Genomic DNA, 23,834 nt, shown 5'->3' with positions numbered 1-23,834 from the left:
ATTCTGCAGCAACATCAAATTCAACGTTTATGAAAACGAATCGCATTGGCATTATCGGGATGGGCTGGGTAGGGTCCAGCGTAGCAAGTTCCATTCTTCACAATGGTATTTGCAAAGAACTACTTCTTAATGATGTGCGTGAGGGACTGGCAGAGGGGGAGGCCATGGACTTCAATCACGGTTCATCTTTTTATCCAACCGCAAGCATTCGATCAGCTGAAATTGAAGAAATGCGATCCTGCCAGGCCATTGTGATTACAGCCGGCAGGGGTGGTAACCCCGGAGAAACACGTCTTGAATTATTAAAAGACAACATTGGGATAGCCAGAAACATTTCCAACAAACTGAAGGGGTATGAAGGTATTCTGATCATCGTTTCTAATCCGGTGGATGTGCTTACTTATTTCTATCAAAAGTTTTCAGGATTACCCGCGTCGAGGGTCATAGGAACTGGGACCATGCTGGATACAGCAAGGTTGCGGTCTATTACAGGCGCCAGATTAAATCTTGATCCACGCAGCATTCATGCACAGGTGATTGGCGAGCATGGAGATTCAGAGGTGGTATTATGGTCACGTGCCACCATCGGGGGTGATCCATTAAGAAACTGGGAAGGATGGCAGAAATCATTCGAAGTTTCCATTGCGGAGGAAGTGAGAAAAGCAGCTCAGGAGATTATCAAAAGGAAGGGTGCTACCAATCATGCAATCGGCTTGGTAACCGCCACGCTTTTGAAATGGATACTTAGAGGAGAACGCAGAATTATTACGCTATCATCTGCCCTTACAGGTCAATTTGGATTAACTGATTTGGCCCTTTCCCTCCCGTGTCTTGTGAGTGATAAAGGCATTGAAAAAATGTTTGAAATATCAATGAATGCTGAAGAAAAAGAGGGTTTCTTGAAATCAGCAGAGGTTATAAAAAAGGCCATAAAAGAAGTGATTGACTAAACAAACCCAAAGACATTATTCAGGCTTCTAAAGCTGACCAAAAGGCTGATCGAAATCACAAGAATTGCCAACCCATTTTGCCATGGTTTATTGATGTATAATCCGAGTAATGATTTTTTATTGCATAGGTAGATCAGGAAAAAAACGATGATCGGAAGGAGTATTCCATTGGCTACCTGAGCCACCTGGATTACCTCAATGGGTTTGTAGCCCAGCATGGAGAAGGTGGTCCCTACTATCAGTATCAGTGCCCATATAACCCTGAACTTCAACGTTTGAAACCCTTCTTTCCAACCGAAAATGCCCCGGGCAGTATAGGCCGCTGCTAAAGGTGCGGTAATCGCCGAAGAAATTCCTGCTGCAAACAAACCCAATCCTAAAAAATACTTAGCCCAGCTGCCAAGAAGTGGTTCCAGCTGCATGGCCATTTCATTAATACCCGTAACACCTTTGCCAAAAATTGTTGCTGCACTGGTAATGACTATTGCCATGGATATCAATCCACCCAACCCAATGGCGACCCCATTTTCCTTTTGCAGATCTGGAAGTTCCTCGGCTGATTTCCACTTCTGGCTAACTGAGGACGCATGTAAAAAGAGATTATAGGGGACAATGGTGGTCCCAATCAAACCGAGAATAGCTAGCTGGTTTTTGTTAGTAAATGAAGGAATGAAAAGTCCACTGAAAATCGAAGGTAGATCGGGCTTAACTAAGAAGGCAGTGATGATAAACACCACACTCATCAATATTACCAGTCCAATCAGGATTCGCTCGATGATCTTTACTTTACCAATAAACAATATGGCAAAAGAGCTAACTCCGATTATTAGCGCCCAGGGAACAGATTCACCAAAAATGCCTGAAATACCCAGAACTGCACCTGAAATGTTACCCGCTTCATAAGCAGCATTACCAACGATGATAGCTGTAAATACAAGTAGAATAGCCAACCACCTGGCTGCAGGATTTTCAATTTGAGATCGAATGGCTTCCCCCAAACCTGATTGTGTGATCAGCCCTAACCGAGCTGTCATCTCTTGTAAAATAATCGTAGCGATTGTTGCAAAGAGCAATACCCAAAGTAGCGTATAGCCAAAATTGGCCCCACTAAGGGTGCATACCGTGAGCGTGCCCGGACCTATGAAAGCGGCTGTTACGAGTGTGCTGGGTCCGAAGTATTTTTTTATTGCATTCATTTATTTTTTGTCATTTCAACGAAGGAGAAATCTTGAATAATCTGAGTAAATATTTTGTGCCATTGTACTAAATAGCATTTTGGGTGATCATCATACATAACCAGTTTCCGGACTCAGTTTCACTTTACTTTTCACAAACGTTCCTTGACCATGCCCTACTATTTTTCCTGCTTCATTCAACAATTCTGATCGAGCGACATACTCTTCTCCTTTAGATGTAGATGAAATTAATTCTCCAGTGGCGAGAATTTTTCCTTCAGTTACTGGCCGCTTAAAGTGTATTTCAAAAGATTTAGTTAAAACAAAAGCATCTTCAACTACAGAGTTTACTGCGAAGAATGCTGCATCATCCAGTAGTTTGAAATAAACAGATCCATGCATCGCATTGAGCGCATGGAAATATTTTGATTCAACCTTTAGTCCTATCTCAGCTTTACCTTTTGTTATGTGTACCGTTGTAGTATCAAATAGTTCAGTATTGATGTTGGCAGACAAATACATCCGCTGCAGCTTTTCAAAATGTGCTTTGTTCATTGAATGGTATGATCAATCTGAAAATCGAAAGTAACCGTGCTCTCTTTTCGACCAGCCACTGCATGTGTTTTTTCCATAAAGGAAACATTCCCATCATGGTCGATAGTGACTGCTGTGGTGCAGCAAGTGCCGTAATCGGGAGTTCGTATACACATGGCAGATACGGCTTTTTCTCTTTCATAATCAAGGCCTGTTTCCGGAAGCTGATCATCTGGTGCTGTTTCAGTGTCCTGCATCATATCAATCAATTGTTCGAGCCTAAAGGGCTGTTTAATGAGTGTATTAAATTTTCTTTTAGCTTTTTCTACTTTCGCCCATGGGGTATCGAGTAGTGCATTACTTAACCCGTAAACCCCAGGATCAAGTAGGTGCACGTCCTTATCATAATTGCTTACATGAGCTAACTCATTATCCAATGTAATTAGATTAAATCCGTTGTAATGGTCTCCTTTCTGCTTAACCTTTCTACAATACATTGACGGCTTTTCATTTCCCATAAGAAAGTTTACGGGCAGGTCACCTCTTGACATTGCTTCTGGCTTGATATTTTGAATGTCTCTGTAATTTGTAACGGCTGCAAAGCGACCATTTTTTTGTATCCCCATCCAGGTGCCCTTGGCCTGAAGGTCTCTTCCTCCCAATATCTTTTTGTGATCTATCCACCAATGAGCTATTGCAGTGGGACGTGCATAAAACTCATCTCGGTTTGCTACAAGAATGAACTTGTATTTGGGATGGACCTTATAAGCAAATGCCATTAAACACATGATTGATCATCCTTTGGTTTCGAATATCTAATTTAGAATTTCATTTTCACAAACCGACCTAATGAAGAAAGTTCTTCAGTACCTCAAAGATTATCAGCGATTACATTTCGATTGGAAATTATACCTGACGATACTGGTTTTCACAACGATCTGCATCATCTTCAACTATCGCTTTGATTTTGAAGATGGAGTCATAGATTCTTTCAATGGACGTCCTATCAAGTGGCTATGGATGTTTCTTTTTCATGGATTCCCATTCTTTGTCGTCTGTTTGATCTTATACGTTTTTGGCAAGAAGAAAGACTGGCTTAAAAGCAAAAGCTACTGGATTAAGTTCATCATTGGCTTTGGTTTGCTGGCACTGGATCGTTCCTTTTATGGTTTTACAGAGGGTCTTAAGTTTTTGCCCAAAATGGAGTATCACTTTATTGTAAGGTGTGTCAACTGGAGTTCCGGACTGATCCTTGTCGTAATCCCTTTGCTTCTTATTTACAAATTCATTGAAAATGACAAGGAACAAAACTTCTATGGTCTTAGCTGGAAAAAATTTGATCCAAGGCCTTATTTAATATTACTTGGAATTGCCGCCGTATTCCTAGGAATTGGCTCATTTATGGGTGACATTCAGGATTATTATCCTCGTTTTGCACGATCAGGCGCTAGCTTATACTTGAGAGAAAATCCTAAGGCTTCCCGCGCGTGGCTGGTGATAATCTATGAACTTTGTTATGGCAGCAGTTTTATTTCTGTCGAGTTGATATTTCGAGGCTTCTTGATATTTGCTTTTACCAGAACACTAGGAGGATATGCTGTACTGCCCATGGTCGTGACTTATGCGTTTCTCCACTTTGGCAAGCCGTTAGGCGAAACAGTCAGCTCTATATTTGGAGGATATGTTTTGGGCATCATTTCTTACAACAGTCGTAATATTTGGGGTGGCATATTCATTCATGTTGGGGTGGCCTGGCTGATGGAACTATTTGGTTGGATGCAGAGGTAAGACATTTGCTACCATTCTTGTAGTAATCCCCGGTCAAAAACATGTCCGGATTGAATGATTTGTGTCATAAGAAAAATCTCATCTCGCTTAACTGCAAGAATTTCTTCGGCAAGATTTAGAAAGTTTTGCTGAATAGCACTAATCTCTTGACCTGACCATAGGGATGGTAGGTAGAGTTCAACTTTCAATGTATATGGCTCTCCTACTTGCATAAAATCTGTTGATATGTGGATGGTGATGTCCTTTCGATCAACTCCAATTTTTTCACTCCAGTGATTAACAAATTGAACCCAGCTATCCTTTTGTGGTTTTTTAGCTGAAAAGCAGTTTATTATTGGCATTTATGTCCATTTTATTATTTAAAATAAGCCTGATTTACCTCTTTTAAAAAACCTTCCTTGCCGGAAATGAAAAACCTATCTCCAACCAAAATTGCATCATGAATGTGAGGCCAGTTTGCATTATATCTGATCCATGTTTCCCCGCCATCTGAGGTATAGAAGATCAGCGCCTTTTTCTCTTCGCCCAAAGTACCTCCAAATGCAAAACCATTATCTTTATCTGTGAATAGGATTTTTCGAATCATCCATTTTTCCTCCGCTTTGTAGCCTGGCAATTCTGAGTCAGACCAAGTTTCACCTCCATCGGTGCTCTTTCTTATCAGATAACTATCCTTAGTCTTTTTAGCAGTCCATTGCTCTGATTTTGTCAGGTAAAATTTATTATTAACAAATACCTTTTCTGCTGAAGAAGGTGGGTCGGCTTCTTTATCTCTCAACTCCCACGAATCCCCTCCATCGGATGTTATAAAATACAATGAGCTAAATGAGCTGCCACCAACTTTCGGGTTCATTCTAAACCCTGAAACAAAACCACTAAGGGAATCCGAAAAATACATGTGATAGTAGGCTACAAACTGTCCATCCGGATTTTGATTTTTAGTGGAGTCGTTTCGGTAGTGCTCTAAGATTCTGCCCTCAATCTCAGGGCTTATTTCTTGCCAGGTAGCCCCACCATCTTTTGTTCTGTAGACATATCCATAGTCTCCGCAAACAAACCCGGTTAATTCACTTACAAACTGTATTTGTTCGAAATATTCCGATCCCAGTTTCGCTCCCACCGACCAGTTCTCTCCATCATCATGACTTTTCAAAACCAACCCATTGCCGTAATCTACCGCCCAAAATGTTCCATTTGAATATGCCAATTCATGAAGAATCAAATTTTCAGAAAGTCTTATCTTCTGAGCTTCCAGGCTAAATATTGCTAGTATGCTTATTAGAAAACCAAAAAGGTTTTTACTTTTCAAAAGTTTAAGGTTGACCATGTGTTAGTTTGCTTTCTTTTTGAGTTCCTTTCTTTCTTTTTGGAAATAGTTAGTTGGGAGTGTTTTGGGGAGTAATGGAATACCTCCCTGGTGAATTCGCAGAACTTCAACAGAGTCGGCTCGTAATGGGTGAGACCATGAAAAAACCTGTGTTGAATCTTGATCAAAGTTCACATCGAATGAAATAAAGAGCTGCTGCACATTGGGCACAATCTCCTTTGAGATGACCATCTCCATATCCCGATAGCTTCCAAACGAAATAGTGTTTCCAACCCATCCAAACGTTGAATAGAATGCTTCGAAATCTAGTATGGGGTTTTGATGTAGGTAATCCTTACCATGGTAGTTGCCCCATACTTCTGCATCTCTATATCGCCAATCCCATTTATCTTGGTCTCTAATCCATTCATTCGAATCATTCCGATCAAAATTAATTTCTCCAAGTGACGCTGAAGCGTGCATAATTTTAATTTGATCATCTCCAAGATGATATACATTCATAATAGTTTGGATATCCGAGTGTACCCCTATGTAAAAATGATCTTGGTTTTCTTTTACCATCAAAAACTGATTCTCATAAATCAAGTCATAAAGAATAGTGTCGTTCTTTTCAGAGACACTTATTGAACCATCTAATCGATATGGTTCTGATAGAAGTTTCGTTGATTCTTCATTCTTGCAGGAAGTTCCCATGATTGCAATCATAAGTATGTAATAAACCGTAACTATATGCTTGCTCCCAAAAGTCATAACAGAAATAAATTTCTTGCAGCTATCTGCCACAGATCCGAAGATGAGAAAGAATAATAAGCCCAATGCATCAGGGCATATGCACCAAGTCCATAATAGTATGGCTGGCTTTTCAGCTTATTGAGCTGATCATAAAGGATAAAACCAATCAAGGTTAAATTCATCGCCCATAAATCCATGTCAATTGCCTCTAAGCCTAAGGGGGTGAAATTTATCCTGCCAATGGTTGGGCCTAAAAGTGAAACGGATGATACGATCATGTATCTCATGTGAACTGAAGGCTTGTTTATGTTCAAGATGGCAAGTAGATAAAATCCGCCAAAGAGGATCATCTGAGAAAATGGAAAAAAAATCTGAGCCAGATTTTGATCCGTAGTAAGGTGCTCTTCCATTCTAAAGAAAGAATGACGTATGACCAGCCAAATGGAGAGAACGATGATTGGAACCAGAAAATAAGAAGCCCTACCAATAGCTCGGTGAAAAGCATGCTTCTTTCTATTGATCAATATGGGTTGAATGATGAGCATCAAACACCATATCGTCATCACAGCCAAGTGGAAATGCAATGCCCAGTTTTGCAGTTCTCCACTGAAAAGTGCTGAAAAGTATCTTCTGAATCCAATCGGAACAAGAAGAAGTATGAGGACGAAGAAAAGGAAAATGAAACGATATTTTTTATCCATCGCTTTAGTCCTCCTATTTATTTAACCATTCATCAATTGACACTTTGCCTGCGCCAGCAAAAAGAAAAAAACAGGACATTGCCAGCATTTGTAGGGCTGGATAAGCATCAGCATAGGGGTCATTGACATGAACCATGAAGTAAGCCACCAGAAAGGTCCCTATCAATGGGATAGCGAATAACCGGACTTTAAAACCAAGTATCAAAGATATACCGCCCAAAAATTCAGAGAGCAGGTATGACCAGGCCGCCAAGAATGGAAGTGGCACTCCCATTGTCGCCAGCCAATCCGCATCTCCGGAGACATCAAAAGACGTGACAGATGACCAGGAGTAATAGAGTAGGTGTACACCAAAGGCAATACGAGGGAATAGAAACCCATAGCCCGCAATAGGCTCCAGTTTTTTATTGAGTGTTTTGATCATTTGATAGTTTAAAGAAGTTTGATTTTATTGAGCAAATCATGTGAGCTTTGAGCTTTTTACCGCACTACTTTATAGAAAATCTTACTTGTTATCTTCCATTGACCATCGATTTTGAGTAGCTGCATGTAATCAACAAAGTAGAATGTGTCATAGTCAATTTGCAGTTTAGCTTGAGCAGCCATACCTGAAATATCCACGGAAATAATACTCGTTTTTCGATTTTGAGGTGGACCTGGCTTCATTCCATTCCTAAAAAAATCAACTGCATTAACCTCTTTATAGCCATCATTGCTAATGAACTTCATTGAGGCATCCGGATGAAAAGCTTTGGAAAGGGTTTCAAAATCATTGTTGGTGCCCCCTTGTAGATACTGGTTGAGGGTTTGCATAACAGCAATGTGTTCTTCAGCATTGGACTGGGCCTGAGCAAACAGGGGAAACAGATTAAAGATCACAGTTGTGAGTACGATTAAAGAATATTTCATAGTCTTCATGTTACTTGTATAGTTCATTTAAATATTGAATTAAAGTTGTCATCTCATTTTCAGTACCTATGGTGATTCTGGCATAATTTCTATCTGCAATCTGCATTTGCCCAATGAGCATGTTTTGCATTAACAGTTTACTTTTTAAGTCATCGTTATTAAGCGTGGGAAAGAAAATGAAGTTGGTATTGGATTCGCATGGCTCCATGCCTAATTTATTGAGTGCAGATACGGTTTGATTTCTGACTCTTTCATTCTTATCCCTTGAGCTTTTTACAAACCCGGCATCATTCAGGGTTGCAATGGCCGCTGCAATGCCGGTGGAGCTTACACTTGCACTCCTCCATATTTGAAAGTGACTAAGCTCCTTTATTATTGACTGATGTGCTATTGCATAACCAACACGTAAGCCCGCAATACCAAATATTTTTGAGAATGTTCGGACGATGATAATCTTATCATTTGTCTTTATAAAATCCAACATGGATTGATCTTCTCCCGGATATTCTATGTAGGCTTCATCTATAATGATGTAAGAATGCTGGCTCATTCGGTCGCAAAAAGATTTCAACTCGTCCGCATTGAGCAAAGTACTGGTTGGATTATTAGGATTAACGATGTAGATCACACCCGGATTTTTATTCGCTACATCACCTAGTGCTTCTAAATCATGCTTAAAGTCTTTTGTTAATGATGTTGGAATAACCTTTCCACCTAATCGTTCAATATAATTTGGTAAAATTTCAAAGGTGGGTGAGGCATAAATAAGTGAAAGTCCTTTGTTAAAAACCCAATTTCCTAATTGATCCAAAAGCTGGGAGCTACCAGCACCGAGCATAAAGTTATTTTGATCTAGCCCAAACCTTTTAGCCAGCGATTCTATCAATTTAGTGGCTTGCGAAAATGGATATCTATTTCCACTATCTATTGAGAGTTTTATTGCCTCCCTTGCTTTTGTCGATGGTCCATATGGATTCTCGTTGGCATTTAAATAAATCGTGGAGTCTACATAGGAATCTCCAGAATCTGCAACCGAAAGCTGTGGTGATAACAGTCCAATTATTCCTAACATAGATGTATCTCTTATCCACTCTCTCCTCTTATACTTTTTCATAAATACACTTTTAAAAAATGGCAATCGGATTCACAGGAGAACTAGTGGTTCCTTCTATTCTCCATGGATTTATTGTGATAAAAAATTGATACCTGTTTATCTCCTTACAGTGCAAACTCAGTTCCTCCAAATTGGCATTATCGATGAGAGGCAAACCGAGATAAGGAATTCCAACTGTGTGAAATGTGCTGGAAAAACGATCGAATCCTTGAATCGGATGAGCATCATTATCCCCATCGCCACCCAGTAAGGCAATTTGATTTTTATGCGCCCACACAATACAACCCGGGTGAAGACCTGCCCGTCTTTCCCGGGTATTTTTTTCGCCTAATCCGGTTCGGACGAAAACAATATCTCCGGAACTCAGCAATGTTTTTTGCCTTTCGAGCACTTCTTCCAATAAAGCAGGAGTTATCGCAAAACCTGGTTCCAGGTCTCTCTCCAAATAATTTGGTACATCAATTAATACCCCTCTTCCCACAATTCCCTCTGAAAAATTTTCTGTGCCCAGCACTTTTGCCCCCTCCGAACCTAAGCTGTCTATGCTAAAACCATTATACATCTGTGTGGTGTCAGCAAACACATGGGCCAAGCCATCAAGGTGAGTAACTGCAAATCCGTGCCACACTGCACCCACAAAATCCCTGCTTCCGTACCGGCCTTTCTGCATTTGATATGATCCTTCCCGAACTCCAGGGGTTGTCACTATATTGGACTGTCTGGCAAGAGATATTTTCCTGCCAGATTTAATCAATCGAGAAGCTTCCAAAATCCTATCAGAGCTTATGTAGTTCAAAGTTCCTGTCTGATCATCTACTCCCCACCTTCCCCAATTGCTCAACTCGACGAGGTGATTTTGAATGTCTTCATCATTTGCTATTGTAGGCCATTCGGCGCGATTGATTGCCTGTTTATCAGCTCCTGTTTCCGATGTGGAACACGCAAATTGTAAGCAGAATAATCCAACCATTAGAAGTGGGAAAATTGATTTCTTAGCTGTTATAGAAATTGGTTTAGCTTCCATGAAGTACTATTCTTTATTGAAAATAAACTCAACCTCCACTTTCCCAAACCACTCTGGTTTTTCACCGCTGGGGTAGGTTTCATCATACATTCGGAAAGTCATTAGATCTCCATCAATTTTAAATCGATAGTACTGCTTTCCACCCTCAAAGCCTGGAACTTTAGCAATATCGGGTATGGCCAGCATCACATCATCAATGATTTCATAGGGCCCACTGTTGAAAACAATGCTTCTAAATCCAGCAAGTGTTTCATCGTCCGTCGGTTTGGATAGGTTTTTAAATGGTACTCTTGCCTTCCAGGATGGGTTGTACATAATGCTATACCTGCTTTGACCTATTAAGAGACTTCCCTGGTGTGCATCTATTGTATAAGTGGTGTCAGCATAGATATAATTAATGGTTTGAAGATTCCACGAGCCGATGAGTGGATTATCTACATTCCGCTTCTGCTCTATATAGGATTTCAATTCGTTGTTTTCATATCCTCTCGCCAGCGTATAGGCACTGTATGAGTTGTCCAGGCAACTAAGTGTATAGCTGGCACCAAAGTCAATCAGTGTCTTCGCAGCATTATTGTTGCCATAGAAAATAGACCAATGTAATGCTGTGCTTTGATTTACAATATCCTGATGGTCAATGGTTGCTCCAGCTTTAATCAACTTATTTATTAAACCTTCATGACCACCAACAGCAGCTCCAATCAGGGGTGTTAGTTGGTACTTTTCACCTCCATTGTTTACAGCCGCCCCACTTTCAATAAGCATGTCGGCAATATCGAAATAGCCGAATCTGGAAGCGATGGTTAAAGGAGTTTGTCCAACTCTGTTTAAAACATTAGGGTCTGCGCCTTGATTCAATAGCAGAGTTACCATTTTCAAATCACCAGCTCTAACCGCATGATGTAAAATCGACATCCCCAATCCATCCTTCGAGTTAGGGTTTGTTCCTTGTTTTATTAAGGACTTGACTTTGCCAAGATCGTTTTGGCGGGTCGCTTCTACAAGTTTTCTAACTTCCTCAGACGTTTCACCATCAAGTTCAGATCCTCTAAAAACATTAATCACAGAATCTGCATGCCACAACCTGAAGGCCACATCAAGGGCATCTCCGTGCTTGCTTTCCAGTTTGATGTTTGCACCTGCATCAATCAATTTTTGCATATTCCTGACATGCCCGTAATAAGTAGCCCAATTAATTGCCGGGTCACCGTTGATGTCGACCTCATCAAGTGACACACTTTGTTTCAAAAGCAAGTCCAGAATTTTTCCATCTGCAAAACCACTGGCATACATCAAAAGAGTAGGTTTTAAACTAGACTTGAATCTTGTATTTGGATTGGCCCCTGATAACAGTAGCTGTTCAACCTTATTGTGATTGTTCTCTTCTACAGCTACTTGCAAAAGACTATCAAGCTCCGAAGGATTGGATGCGAGAACTAAATGAGCGAAAGCACATAGTATCAGCCCAAGAACAATGGATTGAAATCTTACTTTCATCACGCATAAACTGTACGACTTCAATTGAATCATTATTAACCGCTTATTAGTTTTAAAAAAAAGCGGGGAATGTAATACACTCCCCTTAGTGCTCCATTAGAGATTATGAGAAGATTAAATCCAATAATGATTGCGACTTATCATTAGCTGAAAGACGTACACTATCTGGATGATCTGATTTCATGAAGCCTTACATCAAAGTAGGTTCAACTTGGTTGGAATAGCACTTAAAAAAACCCTCTTGAAGTAATGATAAATTTTATTTAACCCGAATTTTGAAGAGTAATTTTCACTAGCATTTGTCAATCATTAAGAAATAAAAAAGCAGAAGATGAGGTGATGGATCACTATCTTCTGCCATTACATGATTAATATTCCCACAATTGGAGAATGTCGAACTAACCCTCTTCATACTTGCAACAGGTTTGACTCCTACAATCTACTAAGGAATTAGACTATGCTGATGCAATTTTCAGTTTGCTCTGAATCATGTCCTGGCTAATATATGCGCTGATATCCAACTAAAAACATTGGAAGGTTGATAATAGGTTACCAATAATTATTATTAACTCTTTAAGCAGGAATTATCCCTGAAACTGGCTGGTGTAAATCCATTTATCTTCATAAACGCACGGTAGAACGTCACCTTATTACTAAATCCAGAATCTAATGCAATCGCCTCGATTTTATAATGTTGTAAGTTCAAATCTTTCAATAAATCTTCCGAATATTTCACACGATACTTATTACAAAACTCATTGAAGTTGGTTCCGGAGAAAGTAGACAAAGACTGAGATATTTTATATGACGGTATACCTAATAATGTCGATACTTTCTTCACCGTCAACCCCCGTTCAAGAAAGACTTTCTCTGTCTCAAAAAGTTTCGCTAAATCACTTACTATTTGTTTCATTTCATCCTTGTTCAAGTTAGAGCTCAAGTACTTTTTACTAAAATCATTGAGAAACTTTGGGTTGGCAAATAACAAGAATCCGATGATCAGGAAACACACCGATACCATCAAATAATATGGTGAGAAATCTCTCCAGCTATTTGCATATTCAACATAAAGACCCAACATGATTCCACTTACTAGATATATTATGGCTATCCCTATTATGTAAAGGCGTTCCGAATGTTTTAAGCCACGAATGAATTTTCTTAACATAAAGAAACTTGCGCATGCATACAGAATGATATGAACAACAATTGCGTAGTTATAAATAAGGAATCGATTACCAAATTGATCAGTAATTAACTCCATACGCGCGATCCCATTATCTATTTGATAAACATCCCTTATTAATAAGATCATTATTAAAGAAGGAAGAAAGTGAATTATCTTTTGCCATATATTGGGCGCTTGTTCTTTAAATGAAAGCAGGTGGAGGTAGAATAGAGGCCCGAATAAAAAGCTACTTGGATAAAAGTAAAAACCTATGAATTGAGGATATAGGTAGAATATCTCACTTGTTCCATAAAGAAAATTAAGAACCTGAAAGCTAAAAAGAATAATAAAAAATGAGAGTGTCCTGTTTCGGAAATATGGTAAACGAAAAAACAGTGATCCTGAAACGAATATACCTACAAGAGCAAGAAAGAATAAAATCAACCTCATTATTACACAATAAACCAATCTAAAGTGAAAAACCCTAAGATTTCCTTCGCTAGTATTCCGACTTAATAATAATTTAAGTGCATAATTTTGAACGTTCGGGATGTGGCGCAGCTCGGTTAGCGCACCACTTTAGGGTAGTGGGGGCCACTGGTTCGAATCCAGTCATCCCGACATGTTAAGCCACCTTTGGGTGGCATTTTAATTTCACCGGATAAAATCCAAGACCATTCTTCTTTTTTTAAGAATCGTTATCCCGAATGCCAAAATGATCAGATTACTTACATATAACCAATAATTAACTTGGTTGACTATGTATGCCTCCACTCCACCAAACTCTAAAAAGATTGTAACCGCCAATAGGGTTCTGGCAATTGCGTACACAATCAAGAGTATGCCCCAGGCCTTTATTAACCTTACCACAGACTTCTTTTTTTTGACCCGTGTGTAACCAATTCCTGTCAAGAAAAAGACCGCTATTGGTACGAGGACAGGGTTCCCCAATATCATTAGATAAAATGCCTTCCATGCTAACATACAAAGAGTGACAATTATCATCATCCAAATTTTAGTAGAATCGAGTGCTTTTTTCATAATGCTTTTTTGTCTAGTGTCACCAATATTTCACTCATGAGCTGAGTCATCAAATTCAAGAATTCAAAATCAACTGTCTCGTAGGTATCCGTTGGCTTGTGGAGGTGTTTTGTAATATCTCCAAACACCCCCACCGTAGAAAATTGCGATTGAAATGATTTGTTGTCTGAGGAAGCTCCTCCTATTAATTGAATTTCAATACCCAGATTCTTTGAGGCTTTACTATATGCCAACATCATTGATTCATCCATTGTTTGTATAAGTACAACTCTGTCCCCCTCCTCATCCCACCCGGAAAGGTCTGTTACATGAACAGAGTGGACATTAAAACCTTCTTCATCGATGAAATCAGAAAAAGCACGACTTCCAATTTCATCATCCTCCTCCTGATCAAAAAGTACAAATATGTAATTGAATGGGCGGTCTTTGTTCACAAGCAGTTTTTCTGCTAGAGACAAAACCAGAGCCACACCGGAGGCATTGTCTCCGGCTCCCGGACTCCCAGGCTCAGCATCGTAGTGGGCACCCACAACTATATATTCATAAGCCGGGTTAGTTTCGAGGATAGCGTATACATTGGTTCCTCTTGCGGGACCAAAAAACAGATCCGGAAATATCATGGGGTGTGCGGCTGTGTAATTATGAAACCGGGGTTTCAATCCTAATTCCAACAGATATTGCTCTATGATTTTAGCCGTTTGCTTCCTGCCAGATGGAGTACTCCGCTCCTCCAAAATACCAACCTTTCGAGACGGCACCATTCCGGTTAAATTTTTTATGACCTCTTCCTGAAAAGGCCTGACATCCAAAGGGTCTACATGTTGAGCCTTAGCCTGTATCCCAGCCTGGAAAAGAAATATGAATACTACAACTCTCATTTTTTAATTAGTTTAATTGTTTTACTGGTTCAAGATTATCCAGTGCTTACAGAATCTTAAAACATTTTTGATATCCAGATTTCCGATAGCAATGAACACCTATTTAAGTGCGATCAACATGGTTCATCATAGCTATTGATATGTTTATATTGTAAAAAGGGTTGTTTGTCATCCAACCTTTGTGCACTGCGTGTTTCGACCTAATTTAGGAGTCGTGAGAACTAGAAAATTTTACAAGACCGTCACTGTTCTCTTATTGACCGCCTCATCAATAATTGCAATGATTGAGATAAAGGGACGTCTCGAGAAGGCAAGTGTAGACGGATCCGAGGATGAGTCTATTCTAAGGACCTACTTTTGGTTTGCAGTAGCAGTTTTGGTATGTTCACTGGGTTTTGTGGTAATCAGCTGGATATTCGCAAAATGGAAAGAATACCGCGAACTCAAAAATCAGAATATCGAAAACGAACTGCTTCTCCTTAAGAGTAAAATCGATCCTCATTTCTTTTTCAACACACTGAATAACCTGTACGGACTTGCGAAAGAGAACTCAAAAGATACCCCGGAAGTGATTCTGAAACTTTCCGACATCATGAGATACGTCATTTATGAGGGGGACAATGAAAAGGTGCCGCTTTCAGAAGATGTAGCCTATGTTGAAAAATATCTGGAGCTGCATCGCATTCGCTACCGGGATAAAACCCAAATAAGTTTCAACAAAGAAGTTGACAGTGGTTATCAGATTGCTCCGTTAATGCTTGTTATTCTCGTTGAGAATGCGATTAAGCATGGCTTGGAAAAGGTGTCTGAAAAGGCTTATCTGAAAGCTAAATTGAAAGTGGAAAATGATCAGCTTACCTTTCTGGTTCAAAATAGTTATGATGAGCAAGAGAAGTCTATGCGTGGGGTTGGTTTGCAAAATTTGAAGCGAAGGCTTGACCTCACCTATCCACAAAATCATAAATTAACTACTGAAACGTCTGAAGATGAATTTCTGGCAAAACTTGAAATCAATCTAAAATGATCTCGTTTGCAATCATTGATGATGAGCCCATTGCTCACCGGATAATCGAGGGGTACTGCGAAGATTTGAAACATCTTAAAAAAGCAGGAAACTGCTTCAGTGCCGCAGAAGCAATGGATTTATTACACCGCTCCCGGATTGATCTCATTTTTTTAGATATCAAAATGCCTAAAATGACCGGGTTAGAATTTCTAAAATCTATTTCAAATCCCCCTAAGGTCATTATTACAACCGCCTTTAAAGAGCATGCACTAGAAGGGTATGAGCTGAATGTTGTGGACTATCTCCTGAAACCATTTTCTTACGAAAGGTTCATTCAGGCTATCAATAAAATTCCTTCTATAAAACACGCAACACCTGAGAAAGAGACGCCCAGAAGCCAACTATCAGTAAAAGTGGATAGGAAGCAGCAAATTATTCAGGTAGCGGATATTGTACTTATTGAAGCATTTGGAAATTACTGTAAAGTCCATTTAAAGGACTCCACGATTACAACTCATCAAAAAATTTCTTCATTCGAAAAAGATCTGCCAACCGATTTCATGCGTGTGCACAAGTCATTCATAGTTGCTAAAAATAAAGTCGAAGAAATTGATGGGAACAGGCTGAAGGTATCAGGAAACGAGGTGCCAATTGGTCAAACCTATCGAAGGATGGTTAGTGAGTGGTTGGATAATATTTCAAGCTAAAATTGCAACAGTTTACTAAGCTTGTCCCTCAACAAATCGTTTAAAATTGTCCATCCACTTTCGGGCGGGCTTTTTATACATTCCTGGAAAAAGGATCGAGATCAATTTCGGCATAACCCAGTCGATTCGGGTGTATTCAACATACACCTGATACCTGGTTTCATTTTCACCAAGTGAAGTGAACTCACACTTCATCGTATTATCCATGTGCTTGTGATGATAGAAAGCTTCAAACGATTCTGGTAAATTATTTTTTGTGATGGTCTCCGTTAAAACCATTTCATATTTCCCGTTCTTGTAATACATCTTCGAAACGGCACCATTCTGACCTTCTTTGCCTTCTTCTAATACTTTCTTTTCAAATCCTTCCTGATATTCACCCAGATATTTTGGGTCTGCAAAATATTTCGCAACCATATCAATGGGTTTATTAATGTCAATGTGACCTTTAAATATCATTCAAAGAATATTAGTTTTTACTCTCTCTTTTGAATGCCAACTTGTTTTCCGTAGAAGCCTCCTCATCAAAGTAGTAGCCCTCATAATCAAATGCTCTCAGGTCATCTGGGTTGGTAATCTGATGTTCAATCATAAATCGTGACATCAAGCCACGGGCTTTTTTCGCATAAAAAGAGATGATCTTGTACTTACCATTTTTCAGATGCTTGAACTCTACATCAATTACTCTGGCAGGCATGTCTTTTTTATCAACAGACTTGAAATATTCGTTAGATGCGAGATTCAATATGATATCATCTCCTTGTGCTTTCAAATCATCCACAAGTAAGTCCAGAATTTTACGATCCCAATATTCGTAAAGTGTGTTAAAATCATCGAAGGAGAGCTTTGTTCCCATCTCCAAACGGTAAGGTTGAATTAAATCTAGGGGACGGAGCAAACCATATAGTCCGGAAAGAATTCTAAAGTGCTTTTGAGCGAACTCAAACTTCTTCTCGTCAAATGACTCAGCATTCAGCCCCTGATAGACATCCCCATTGAAGGCAAGTGCAGCAGGCTTAGCATTATCTTTGTGATGATCAATGTCAAATTCTTTATATCGATGAACATTCAACCCCGCCAACTGCTTACTGATGCTCATCAGGTCTTTTACTTCATCGGTAGACTTTTTTCGAAGCACCTGGATCAACTCTTTGGTACAATCCATCAGCCTGGGCTGTGTGGTTTTTACTTCGTAGGGCGTTTCAAAATCTAAATTTTTTGCTGGTGAGACTACTGCAATCATGGCTTCAATTATTTACAAATTCTACAACCTCATCAATAAATTTTTCCTGCTGCTCAACAAATGAAAAATGACCTGTCTGGAAGGTGATCACTTCTGCATCCAAAGCATCTGCCAGTGCTGAATCTGCATCAATTACTGTCAAGTCATTTGTACCATGTATAACGATTGATGGAACATCTATGGTTGACAATTCTTTTAAGAAATCTCTCTTTGGAGACTTAAATTTTCTTAACAATGTCTGCGTAAGATTAAAATTCGAATTGAGATTCAGGTTTAAGGTATTTTTGGTTTCGTCTATAAATGTGAGAGAATAGGATAGTTTGATAAGTTCCTCATATGCGCTTATTTCTTTATTGGCAAACGCATCCGATGATATAATTGCATCTCTTTTAGTAAAATATGCGCTATCCATAACTTGAGCTTGTCTTGCTTGAATCTGATTATTATACAAATCTGTCATCGGTGTTGGGTGAGCATAAATAATGCCTTCAATATTCTCCGGATACTGTATTGCATATGCAGAAGCAATCTGAGCGCCCCAGGAATGTGCTAACAAATAGACCTTATTAAGGCCCAGCTTAACCCTTAATGCCTCAAGGTCTTCAACAAACTTTGGCATATTCATACTTAATGGCTCGACCTTTACAGATGATCTACCAGAAGCTCTTTGATCATAAAAAACCAACAAAAAGCTTTCAGATAATGGCTCTAAATGAGGTAGCAGGTAGTCATGATTTAAACCAGGACCTCCATGAATTACTATGAGCGGTTTTCCAGAGCCCATCGTTTTTACGAATAGCTCCGTTTGATTGACCTCCATTAAACCCTCAAAACTTGTTTCGGGGTTGCAGCCTACTAACCAAAGAAGTAGTAATAGAATATGTTTAGAGCGTTTACTCATTTTTTGTTGTACTAAATTAAAAAAGCTATGGCTAGCTTTCCCTTTTCATAAGTTTTTCAAAAAAAACCACCAACTGCTGCTTTCCTTCTGGCCTTGCTTCCAATTCTTTTAAAAGCATAAATGCTTCATCATAAAACCTGTTCATTTTCTTCTGAGTCAACTCGAATATGCCAATCTCTTCATAAATCGCTGTGACTGCCTCTACCTTTTCATTTACATCAAATTTTTGAGCCATGAGCCATTTATTCAGCTCTTTTCTTTGATTGGAATCGGCCAACTCCAATGCCTTTATCAATAAATATGTTTTTTTATTGGAGACAATATCACCACCTACTTGCTTTCCGAACTTGGCTTTATCTCCATATACATCAAGCAGATCATCCATCAGCTGAAATCCAATGCCCGCTTTTTCACCAATTTCATTGAGCTTTCCTAATTGCTCTTCATTCATCCCTGCCAGTAGACCGCCATACTCAAGACTGAATCCTAAAAGCACCGCCGTTTTTAGTCGGATCATTTCGATATATTGATCCTCAGTGACTGTTTCAAACTCCTCAAAATTCATATCTAGCTGCTGACCTTCACAGACCTCCACCGCACATTTATTAAATTTTTGAATGGCCAGTGCCAACGAGTGGGTAGGGCCGGTCAGTAACTGGTCATAGGCTTTCACCATCATGGTATCTCCACTGAGAATGGCCACCGTATTGTTCCACTTTTCATGAACGGTTGGTTTACCACGACGGATAGGAGCCAAATCCATGATATCATCGTGCATCAATGTGAAGTTGTGAAAGATCTCTACCGCCAATGCTGGCTCTATCATGGTTTCAACCTCTTCCTTTTCCAACCCATAGCCCAGCAGGACCAGCATTGGTCGTAGACGCTTTCCACCTAACGAAAGAATGTATCGGATGGGATCATAGAGGTTTTGAGGGTGCTTACCAAGTGTTAGGTTGGCAAGAGAGGAGTCAATTTTTTCGAGCAGATTTTTCATTGGCTGCAAGATAAAACCACAATCGCATTCGGTTGTTTTATTCTTCCTCTATCTCTGACCGATTCATCACCTCATTTTGATGGTCTATGGATTCCTGGTGAATGGCATTGAGGTAACGAATCATAAACCTTTCTGATAGCCCTTGCAACTTCCCTTTTGCAGAGGCTTTCTCAATGATTTCCTCCCACCGATTTGTTTGAAGAATGGTCACTCCCTTTTCTTTTTTCACCTCTCCGATCTCCTCAGCGATCTTCATTCGGTTACCCAACAACTCAAGCAAATCATCATCCACCATATCGATCTGTCTTCGTAGATTTTTAAGTTTTTCATTGAGCTCAGCATCAGGAACCTCCGGTCTTCTGACTGTAAGTTCAGACAAGATTTCATCCAGTTGCTCTGGCGTCACCTGCTGTTGCTTATCACTCCATGCATTGTTCGGATCGATGTGAGATTCGATCATCAGGCCCTCATAGTCCATATCCAACGCCTGCTGAGAGATGGGCTGCAGCAGGTCTCTATTTCCCGCAATGTGACTTGGATCACAAAGCATTGGAATATCCGGAAATCGTAATTTCATTTCTACTGCCAATTGCCATTTAGGTTCATTGCGATAAATGCTGTTTCCATGCTGCGCAAATCCACGGTGGATCATGCCAAGCTTAGTGACACCTGCTTTATTCAAGCGCTCCAGAGCTCCTGTCCACAGTTCCAGATCTGCATTGATTGGATTTTTTACGAATACGGTAGCATCTGTCCCTTCCAGGGCATTCGCAATTTCCTGAACAGAAAATGGATTTACGGTCGTTCGCGCACCTATCCATAAGATGTCCACCCCAGCTTTCAATGCTTCAAAAACATGATTGAAGTTGGCAACCTCTACCGAAACAGGCAGCCCTGTTTCTTCCTTAGCCTTTCGCATCCATTTGAGACCTTCACTACCAATCCCCTCAAAGCTGTTTGGCCTGGTTCGGGGCTTCCAGATACCTGCCCTTAGGATGTCTACTTTGCCAGTAGCTGCCACACGTCTACACGTTTCCAGCGTCTGCTCTTCTGTCTCAGCACTACATGGACCTGAAACAATAACCGGTCGCTTTTGCTGAAAAATGTTGATTGGTTCTATCTTCATTGCTATGCTTTAATTCTATCAATAACTTCATTCCAAACAGGCAAATCGCTACATAGCGAAAACCTGATATGCTGACCTCCCGCCGTTCCAAAAACAGTTCCTGGCGGTACAAAAATTCGGTACTTATTCAATAAATGATCAGCGAACGTTTCTGCATGATCAAAAGTGTTGGAGATTTTCGCCCAAACAAACATGCCTACCTGTTCCATTGTCACTTCACAATCGATCAACCCAGCTATCTCCAGGACTTTGCTCTTGCGTTCTGCATATATCGTGTTAAGACCATCATACCAATCTCTTTCTACTTCTAAAGCAGCAATTGCCGCCCTCATTAATGGCTTAAACTGACCCGAATCCATGTTGCTTTTGAACGTAAGTACCGTCTGTATAAGATCCCTGTTACCTGCCAATACACCTAGCCGCCATCCGGCCATATTGTGCGATTTTGAAAGGCTGTTCAGTTCCAAAACCAAATCCGTTTCCATCCGATTCTTTAACAAGCTGTTTTGCTCATTGGTTAGGATAAATCCATACGGATTATCATTAACAATGATCACTCCTTTCCTGCGCGAATAATCATTCAACTGCTCAAATAGCTGTTCATTCCCGTCCTTCCCTGTTGGCATATGGGGATAATTCACCCACATCATTTTTATGTTTTCAAGAGACTCCAGCTCGTCAAAATCTGGTAAATAGTCGTTTTCTTCAGTAAGATTGTAGGGAACAACCTCTGCTCCGGCAATCTTGGAAGCTGAGCTGTATGACGGATACCCGGGGTTGGGCACCAAAACTTTATCACCTTCATTGATCAGGGACATGCAGATATGCATGATTCCCTCCTTTGAACCGATGAGTGGGAGTATTTCTGTTTCGGAATCAATCGAAACATCAAAGAATTTGTGATACCACTTGACAAATGCATCCCTTAGCTCTGCAATCCCTCGATAGCTCTGGTATTGGTTGGCATTTGCCTCGGTCAAGCCATTGATCAGTGCTTCCTGCACGTTTTTCGGTGGATTTAAATCCGGACTTCCTATGCCCAGATTCAGCACATTATGCCCTTCCGCATTCAGATCGGCAATCTGTTTCAGCTTCCTGGAGAAATAATATTCCCCTATTCCGTTTAGTCGTTTGGCTTTTAATTCATCAACCATAGGTCTCTCCCTTTTTGTAAACTCCCAAAATTTCAAATTCCAGCATCATGCGCTTCATCATTGTTATCAGATCTTTAAGCTGGTCAGCATCTGTCAACTCCAACGTAGCATAAAATCCATATAACGTGTTTTTACTTGGAACCGGATGAGATTGCAGCTTCCCTAAGTTTATCCCCAAACCACTAATCACTGTAAGTGCTTTCGCAAGGGAACCCGGATCGTTTGAGGTTTGAAAATAGATGGAGATTTTATCGGGATCTTCTTCCTGACTGCCTCCCTTTCTTTGTAGAATCTTAAAACTTGTATAATTCAGGTCATGGTCTTCAATGCCTTCCTTCAATATCTCTAGCCCATATTCCTTTGCTGCTAACCTACCTGCTACTGCAGCTATCTGTTTAAGGTTTTTCTTTTCAATTTCCAGGGCGCTTCCAGCGGTATCAAAATGCTCAACAAGGCGAATGTTTGGGTATTGTGTGAAAAATTCACCACATTGTCTCAATGCCATCTGATGCGAACGCACCTCTTCCAACTCCTCTAGCTTTGTTCCTGCCAGCGCCATCAGGTTGAGATGCACCCGTAAGCCTACTTCGCCAACTACTTCCACTTCGTTCTTCCTTAGCAACTGGTAGTTGGGCAGAATACATCCCGCCAAAGAGTTTTCTATGGCCATAACTCCCTTGTCAGCTGTTCCTTCAGTAACAGATTGAACAACAGATTGAAAACTTTCACACTCAATCAACTCTAACTCTTCTCCGAAGAAATGATTGGCTGCTTCGTGATGAAAGCTCCCTCTTAATCCTTGTATGGCAATTTTTTCTGTCATTTTGCTACTTCCTACAATATGCACAAAAAAAGGCCTCCCTTTGGGGAGGCCTTTGTAAATGTCTTTACATCAGATACACTATAGCCACCCCATTATCCGCTTTGGATAAATAAAATAGTAGCTAAAATAAAATGCTCTGTGTGCGTTCATACTGGGGTAAATAGAAGCGAGATTTTTTTTAAATGCAAGTCAGAAATGAAATTAATTTTAAATAAGCTGACTTCCTTAGAAATAAAAATAAATTAATGACGCAATCAAATACCATTGAAGTCGAAAAGCAAAAACGATCTGAATATGTTAAATCTTACCAAGATCTTGGCCAAGATAAGTACATAATGAGTATCGCAGAGGAAGGAATTGAGGATTACTTTGATCAGTTAGATAAATATCTGACAGGTTTTGAAAACCTGTCAGATATAACTTCAAGTAAATGTTAATTCGAGTTTTTCAAGCCCCTTTATTGCCTGATCATGAAACTCTTTGAAGTCATTTTTTGAACCAAACCAACTTTGCACTTCTTTCCTCTTTAACCTGGTTAGTTTATCTGAAATCATGGCATGATAGCTACTATGTTCCCAGTCAGCGATAGATTTAGTGAATCCGTGATGCAGAGGATTATGATGGATATAGAAAATTACATTGGTCAAATAAGATTCATTCTCGATCTCCTTAGCCTTGAATGGCCGATTAAATAAAGAGCCCCTTCTGTCGTACATTTTGTTATATGCTTTTGCATAGCTGACAAATAAGTTGCTGAATTGCTTAGATAAGAAATCAGACAGGTTTCCAAAACCTGTCTGATTTAAATGCTCAAGGTCAACTTCATCCTTTATTCGAACCAAAAAGTGAAAATGATTCGGCATTAAGCAATAGGCATAAGAGTCTGCAATAGGTTCAATGTGGTGACTCCACTTTCGTAAAAAGAAATTGTAATTCTCATCATTTCGAAAGAGGTTCTCGCTTCCATTTGCATGATTGTAAATGTGATAAAACTTGCCTGCTTCCATTTCTTAAAAAAATTCTGACAGGTTCTGAAAAC

Annotated in this window: 28 protein-coding genes and 1 tRNA gene; 6 read left to right on the top strand and 23 right to left on the bottom strand. The window is 39.9% G+C overall.

The genetic code is table 11. From position 1 onward, the window contains the following. The first annotated feature begins 29 nt into the window (after positions 1 to 29). A complete protein-coding gene (locus tag ACXAH9_RS10835; protein WP_474894876.1) occupies positions 30 to 950 on the top strand; it encodes an L-lactate dehydrogenase in 921 nt (306 codons plus the stop codon). On the opposite strand, the gene ACXAH9_RS10830 is transcribed toward ACXAH9_RS10835, so the two are convergent. The 3 genes from ACXAH9_RS10830 to ACXAH9_RS10820 form a co-directional block, all read right to left on the bottom strand. Further along, a complete protein-coding gene (locus ACXAH9_RS10830; protein ID WP_474894875.1) occupies positions 947 to 2,146 on the bottom strand; it encodes an Nramp family divalent metal transporter in 1,200 nt (399 codons plus the stop codon). The two genes, ACXAH9_RS10835 and ACXAH9_RS10830, sit on opposite strands and share 4 nt — an antisense overlap. A 90-nt stretch (positions 2,147 to 2,236) precedes the next feature. Continuing rightward, the gene (locus tag ACXAH9_RS10825) at positions 2,237 to 2,680 is read right to left on the bottom strand and encodes a PaaI family thioesterase (RefSeq protein ID WP_474894874.1); all 444 of its coding nucleotides are present in this window, start codon (positions 2,678 to 2,680) and stop codon (positions 2,237 to 2,239) included. Beyond that, the gene (locus tag ACXAH9_RS10820; RefSeq protein WP_474894873.1) at positions 2,677 to 3,438 is read right to left on the bottom strand and encodes an NRDE family protein; all 762 of its coding nucleotides are present in this window, start codon (positions 3,436 to 3,438) and stop codon (positions 2,677 to 2,679) included. The genes ACXAH9_RS10825 and ACXAH9_RS10820 overlap by 4 nt, the downstream gene beginning before the upstream one ends. 70 nt (positions 3,439 to 3,508) lie before the next feature. Here ACXAH9_RS10820 and ACXAH9_RS10815 point away from each other — a divergent pair, with 70 nt between their 5' ends. Next, complete coding sequence (locus ACXAH9_RS10815) at positions 3,509 to 4,447, top strand: CPBP family intramembrane glutamic endopeptidase (protein WP_474894872.1); 939 nt, start codon at positions 3,509 to 3,511, stop codon at positions 4,445 to 4,447. A gap of 8 nt (positions 4,448 to 4,455) precedes the next feature. Here the strand turns inward: ACXAH9_RS10815 and ACXAH9_RS10810 are convergent, their stop codons facing one another. The 10 genes from ACXAH9_RS10810 to ACXAH9_RS10765 form a co-directional block, all read right to left on the bottom strand. Then, positions 4,456 to 4,788, bottom strand: a complete 333-nt coding sequence (locus ACXAH9_RS10810; protein WP_474894871.1) for a hypothetical protein — start codon at positions 4,786 to 4,788, stop codon at positions 4,456 to 4,458. Positions 4,789 to 4,802: 14 nt separating this feature from the next. Further along, positions 4,803 to 5,756, bottom strand: a complete 954-nt coding sequence (locus ACXAH9_RS10805) for a WD40/YVTN/BNR-like repeat-containing protein (RefSeq protein WP_474894870.1) — start codon at positions 5,754 to 5,756, stop codon at positions 4,803 to 4,805. 21 nt (positions 5,757 to 5,777) lie between these two features. Beyond that, entirely contained in the window at positions 5,778 to 6,479 is a 702-nt protein-coding gene (locus tag ACXAH9_RS10800; RefSeq protein ID WP_474894869.1) for a hypothetical protein, read from the bottom strand. A 41-nt stretch (positions 6,480 to 6,520) separates the two neighbouring features. Further along, positions 6,521 to 7,207, bottom strand: coding sequence for a hypothetical protein (locus tag ACXAH9_RS10795; RefSeq protein WP_474894868.1), 687 nt, complete (start codon positions 7,205 to 7,207; stop codon positions 6,521 to 6,523). A gap of 13 nt (positions 7,208 to 7,220) precedes the next feature. Continuing rightward, a complete protein-coding gene (locus ACXAH9_RS10790; RefSeq protein WP_474894867.1) occupies positions 7,221 to 7,631 on the bottom strand; it encodes a DoxX family protein in 411 nt (136 codons plus the stop codon). A 56-nt stretch (positions 7,632 to 7,687) separates the two neighbouring features. Then, complete coding sequence (locus tag ACXAH9_RS10785) at positions 7,688 to 8,116, bottom strand: nuclear transport factor 2 family protein (protein ID WP_474894866.1); 429 nt, start codon at positions 8,114 to 8,116, stop codon at positions 7,688 to 7,690. Positions 8,117 to 8,126: 10 nt separating this feature from the next. Then, positions 8,127 to 9,230, bottom strand: coding sequence for a pyridoxal phosphate-dependent aminotransferase (locus ACXAH9_RS10780; protein WP_474894865.1), 1,104 nt, complete (start codon positions 9,228 to 9,230; stop codon positions 8,127 to 8,129). 10 nt (positions 9,231 to 9,240) lie between these two features. Then, positions 9,241 to 10,254, bottom strand: coding sequence for a cyclase family protein (locus ACXAH9_RS10775; protein WP_474894864.1), 1,014 nt, complete (start codon positions 10,252 to 10,254; stop codon positions 9,241 to 9,243). Positions 10,255 to 10,260: 6 nt separating this feature from the next. Next, the gene (locus ACXAH9_RS10770) at positions 10,261 to 11,751 is read right to left on the bottom strand and encodes an ankyrin repeat domain-containing protein (RefSeq protein ID WP_474894863.1); all 1,491 of its coding nucleotides are present in this window, start codon (positions 11,749 to 11,751) and stop codon (positions 10,261 to 10,263) included. A 565-nt stretch (positions 11,752 to 12,316) separates the two neighbouring features. Then, the gene (locus ACXAH9_RS10765; RefSeq protein WP_474894862.1) at positions 12,317 to 13,066 is read right to left on the bottom strand and encodes a helix-turn-helix domain-containing protein; all 750 of its coding nucleotides are present in this window, start codon (positions 13,064 to 13,066) and stop codon (positions 12,317 to 12,319) included. 399 nt (positions 13,067 to 13,465) lie between these two features. Between ACXAH9_RS10765 and ACXAH9_RS10760 the strand changes: the two genes are divergently transcribed. Next, a tRNA-Pro gene (locus ACXAH9_RS10760) sits at positions 13,466 to 13,540 on the top strand. A gap of 33 nt (positions 13,541 to 13,573) precedes the next feature. Here the strand turns inward: ACXAH9_RS10760 and ACXAH9_RS10755 are convergent. Next, the gene (locus tag ACXAH9_RS10755; protein ID WP_474894861.1) at positions 13,574 to 13,960 is read right to left on the bottom strand and encodes a hypothetical protein; all 387 of its coding nucleotides are present in this window, start codon (positions 13,958 to 13,960) and stop codon (positions 13,574 to 13,576) included. After that, positions 13,957 to 14,838: a M28 family metallopeptidase gene (locus ACXAH9_RS10750; RefSeq protein ID WP_474894860.1), complete on the bottom strand. Its 882-nt coding sequence runs from the start codon at positions 14,836 to 14,838 to the stop codon at positions 13,957 to 13,959. The genes ACXAH9_RS10755 and ACXAH9_RS10750 overlap by 4 nt, the downstream gene beginning before the upstream one ends. Before the next feature lie 214 nt (positions 14,839 to 15,052). On the opposite strand from ACXAH9_RS10750, the gene ACXAH9_RS10745 reads away from it, so the two are divergent. Both ACXAH9_RS10745 and ACXAH9_RS10740 read left to right on the top strand, forming a co-directional pair. Next, complete coding sequence (locus ACXAH9_RS10745; RefSeq protein WP_474894859.1) at positions 15,053 to 15,862, top strand: sensor histidine kinase; 810 nt, start codon at positions 15,053 to 15,055, stop codon at positions 15,860 to 15,862. Beyond that, positions 15,859 to 16,551, top strand: coding sequence for a LytR/AlgR family response regulator transcription factor (locus tag ACXAH9_RS10740; RefSeq protein WP_474894858.1), 693 nt, complete (start codon positions 15,859 to 15,861; stop codon positions 16,549 to 16,551). The genes ACXAH9_RS10745 and ACXAH9_RS10740 overlap by 4 nt, the downstream gene beginning before the upstream one ends. 15 nt (positions 16,552 to 16,566) lie before the next feature. On the opposite strand, the gene ACXAH9_RS10735 is transcribed toward ACXAH9_RS10740, so the two are convergent. The 7 genes from ACXAH9_RS10735 to ACXAH9_RS10705 are packed head-to-tail and all read right to left on the bottom strand — an operon-like array spanning position 16,567 to position 22,795. Then, complete coding sequence (locus ACXAH9_RS10735) at positions 16,567 to 17,010, bottom strand: SRPBCC family protein (RefSeq protein ID WP_474894857.1); 444 nt, start codon at positions 17,008 to 17,010, stop codon at positions 16,567 to 16,569. A gap of 10 nt (positions 17,011 to 17,020) precedes the next feature. Then, positions 17,021 to 17,794 (bottom strand): peroxide stress protein YaaA, encoded by a 774-nt coding sequence (yaaA, locus tag ACXAH9_RS10730; RefSeq protein ID WP_474894856.1) that lies wholly within the window; start codon positions 17,792 to 17,794, stop codon positions 17,021 to 17,023. Between the two features lie 4 nt (positions 17,795 to 17,798). Then, complete coding sequence (locus ACXAH9_RS10725) at positions 17,799 to 18,695, bottom strand: alpha/beta fold hydrolase (RefSeq protein ID WP_474894855.1); 897 nt, start codon at positions 18,693 to 18,695, stop codon at positions 17,799 to 17,801. Between the two features lie 31 nt (positions 18,696 to 18,726). Beyond that, complete coding sequence (locus tag ACXAH9_RS10720) at positions 18,727 to 19,692, bottom strand: polyprenyl synthetase family protein (protein WP_474894854.1); 966 nt, start codon at positions 19,690 to 19,692, stop codon at positions 18,727 to 18,729. Positions 19,693 to 19,729: 37 nt separating this feature from the next. Further along, the gene (locus ACXAH9_RS10715) at positions 19,730 to 20,818 is read right to left on the bottom strand and encodes a chorismate mutase (protein WP_474894853.1); all 1,089 of its coding nucleotides are present in this window, start codon (positions 20,816 to 20,818) and stop codon (positions 19,730 to 19,732) included. Between the two features lie 2 nt (positions 20,819 to 20,820). After that, positions 20,821 to 21,972, bottom strand: a complete 1,152-nt coding sequence (locus ACXAH9_RS10710; protein WP_474894852.1) for a pyridoxal phosphate-dependent aminotransferase — start codon at positions 21,970 to 21,972, stop codon at positions 20,821 to 20,823. Then, positions 21,965 to 22,795 (bottom strand): prephenate dehydratase, encoded by an 831-nt coding sequence (locus ACXAH9_RS10705; RefSeq protein ID WP_474894851.1) that lies wholly within the window; start codon positions 22,793 to 22,795, stop codon positions 21,965 to 21,967. The genes ACXAH9_RS10710 and ACXAH9_RS10705 overlap by 8 nt, the downstream gene beginning before the upstream one ends. Before the next feature lie 245 nt (positions 22,796 to 23,040). Between ACXAH9_RS10705 and ACXAH9_RS10700 the strand changes: the two genes are divergently transcribed. After that, positions 23,041 to 23,232: a hypothetical protein gene (locus ACXAH9_RS10700; RefSeq protein ID WP_474894850.1), complete on the top strand. Its 192-nt coding sequence runs from the start codon at positions 23,041 to 23,043 to the stop codon at positions 23,230 to 23,232. On the opposite strand, the gene ACXAH9_RS10695 is transcribed toward ACXAH9_RS10700, so the two are convergent. Further along, on the bottom strand, positions 23,218 to 23,802 hold the full coding sequence (locus tag ACXAH9_RS10695; protein ID WP_474894849.1) for a transposase: 585 nt from the start codon (positions 23,800 to 23,802) through the stop codon (positions 23,218 to 23,220). The two genes, ACXAH9_RS10700 and ACXAH9_RS10695, sit on opposite strands and share 15 nt — an antisense overlap. Positions 23,803 to 23,834: the final 32 nt, after the last annotated feature.

The organism is Ekhidna sp. ABH4_415 (assembly GCF_056161305.1).
Note: the sequence above shows the minus strand (reverse complement) of the source record. Positions and strands in the feature narration are given on the sequence as shown.